Raw genomic sequence first — 2,681 nt, 5'->3', positions numbered from 1 at the left:
TATGATGATAGGTAAGGCTTTGATGTAATCTCCACCTTTTCCCCCACCTCACACCGTACGTGCTAGTTTCCTAGCATACGGCGTTCCATCGTTTCCAACTGACTTTAAAATCAAATTATGTTACTATCGGTTCATTTCCAGCTTTAGTTCTTAGCACATTCAGTTTATCCATTTGTTTCTTGTTAAGTTTAAAAGACCGAAGGTAATGTGTAATCTTATTAAGATTCGTCATGTGAATCAGTTTGTGTATAAACCAATCTACAATTACCAAGTTGTTGTACTTGTCATCCCCACCTTGTTTAATGGGAACAATGTGATGACAATGAACACGTTCAATACCAATTTCCTCACCAGTTACATAACACTTACCATATTGAGCAACGTATTTTGATATCCTATTATCGTTGTACTCAATACTTTTATTCTTCGAATAAGTCCTCATAACTTGGTTGAGAACATCCTTAGGTATTGCCTTAAGATTACTATGTACTTTATTACGCCCCGTTTCCGTATAGTTACAGATAACCTGCGAAAAATTCCACGGGTTTTTATGATGTATTCCTGTAACTGGTAAGAGTGGAGTGTTCTGTACAGCGTAAATCTTAGTGTTGGGTTGTATTCCTTTGGTCTTCCTTTTAAAATTCACAGATGTTTCACAGAACTTCATGTGCTTCATATTGTTTCTAAGTCTGGTTCTTATGACTCTTCGCAGAGAGTAATTTACCTCCGTTAAATCCATGTAAATTGTAACCGCATATTTAAAGTAATTTTGTATACCAAGAAGGGTTGAATTAAATTGAGTAACTTTCTCTGAAGTCGGCTCCTTTTGAATTCCTTTGATTCGTTCTTTTAGTTGTCTTTTAGCTTTTGTAATAGCTTTGTCGGACATACTGGTTTTTGCAATATATCCAAATTTAGCTTTACCTTGTTTAACCACTTTGATTTTGAATCCAAGGAAAACTGACGAGTTTTTCTTGAGATTAACCACTTTGGACTTTTTGGGGTTAATTTCTAATCCCAAGCGGGATTTGAGAAAATCAACTGTCGCATGATAAAAGCGTTGTGCTTCATCATAAGTCCGACACATTATTTTGAAGTCATCCGCGTATCTCACTACATAACCACATTTTAGATTCGTGTACTTCCTAGCATATTGTCGAAACCCTAAATGCCGAGTAGAGATTCTGTGAGGTTTGTAGGTTTCCCATTGGCTACTTATCCACCAATCAAGTTCATTTAGAACAATGTTGGAAAGTAAAGGAGAAATAATTCCTCCTTGCGGAGTACCCTTATTGGGAATACCCTCTCCTTCTATCTCAGATTTAAGGATTTTTGAAATAACACATAGAAGTGATTTGTCTCTTATTCCCAGAGTCCACATTTGCCTTAATAGCTTTTTGTGGCATACATTATCAAAGAACCCCTTAATGTCAATATCAACACAGTAGTTTTGGTGACCTATGTTAATAAGACTTACAACTCTACTTAGTGCATGGTGTGTACTTCTGTTCGGTCTAAATCCATAACTATGGTTATGAAACTTAGCTTCACAAATAGGTTCCAATACTTGGAGGATAGATTGTTGTACTAATCTGTCCCAAATTGTTGGAATCCCCAGGGGTCGCTTCTTATCACTGCCCTCTTTTGGGATAAGGACTCTTTTAACTGCTTGTGGTTGATAGTTATTTAATCGTTTTCTAACTTCATGAATAATCTTTGTATCGTTTAGGTGCCAAATATCTTTAATGGTTAAATTGTCAACTCCAGCCGTGTTACTCCCCTTATTAGTTTTGATGTTGCGGTATGCTAATCTAATATTTTCTTCCGAACCGATAATATCAATTAATTTATAGAAATTGTTACCATTAAGGCTATTAGAATATAACTCATCATACTTTCTTTGCATGTCGTAATATTCACTGTGCCTTAGTTTAGTTTTCTTTAACATGGGCTGTAACCTCCCCTTATTTACTGGAGGTTTACATCTCTTTAGTCTTACTCGAAACCATGTCAACCATAAGTAACAGTCAGTTTTCAATCGACTAGTGGCTATCCCTCCACGTTCATTACACGTTTCATAGGTACTGTGCCACCACTTTCACTGTCATAAACCTAGGTTATACAATTTACAATTGTTTTCCCTAGAACCACTTCATCGGAAGCAAGCCCTCAGTGTTGACAGCTTACCACGTTCCGTCATTCCTATCTGTGCATATACCGTTAGGTTTCTCCTATGAGCCTGCTACCTTGATATTGCCTGTAACAATATATGGACTTTCATAAAGGCGAGTTTTACTCATCCACAGTAGCGACACTAATTGTGTCAGTAAGCCTTTCGACTTACTTCCGATATAGACCCGTACCATCAGAGATTCGTCCGCACATACCATACTCTATTGGTTCATAGTGCATACTAACCATAGGTAATTTATAGACTTCCGGTTTATAGGTTACACCACCCACCTCTGAGTGACTTTCGTATCCTATAGGATTACGGTAACTCTCAACCGACTTCACCGAGCTTCATACAGTTCAGTTCTTGCTAACTTCACTGCATGTCGGAGTATTAAAGGAAGCCCTTCAAGGCGTTACCCTATCATTTGACTTCTTGGAATGACAGTTCACTGTTGAACTGTAAGTTCGACAATGCCTAAGCTTTTCACTTAGGAACGTGTCGCACC

Annotated in this window: 1 protein-coding gene; it reads right to left on the bottom strand. The window is 37.6% G+C overall.

Annotated elements, in window-relative coordinates; translation table 11 throughout:
• Positions 1–115: 115 nt before the first annotated feature.
• Complete coding sequence (ltrA, locus tag NZ044_RS30770) at positions 116–1,948, bottom strand: group II intron reverse transcriptase/maturase (protein ID WP_252598036.1); 1,833 nt, start codon at positions 1,946–1,948, stop codon at positions 116–118.
• Positions 1,949–2,681 lie beyond the last annotated feature (733 nt).

The sequence above is a fragment of the Bacillus sp. FSL K6-1338 genome (assembly GCF_038006965.1).
Taxonomy (GTDB): domain Bacteria; phylum Bacillota; class Bacilli; order Bacillales; family Bacillaceae_G; genus Bacillus_A; species Bacillus_A thuringiensis_S.
The sequence above is the reverse complement of the archived record's forward strand: the minus strand, read 5'-3'. Positions and strand labels throughout refer to the sequence as shown.

Bases quoted from the DNA above. Each gene is read 5' to 3' on its own strand.
- ltrA (WP_252598036.1), bottom strand. From the start codon at position 1,948: ATGTTAAAGAAAACTAAACTAAGGCACAGTGAATATTACGACATGCAA.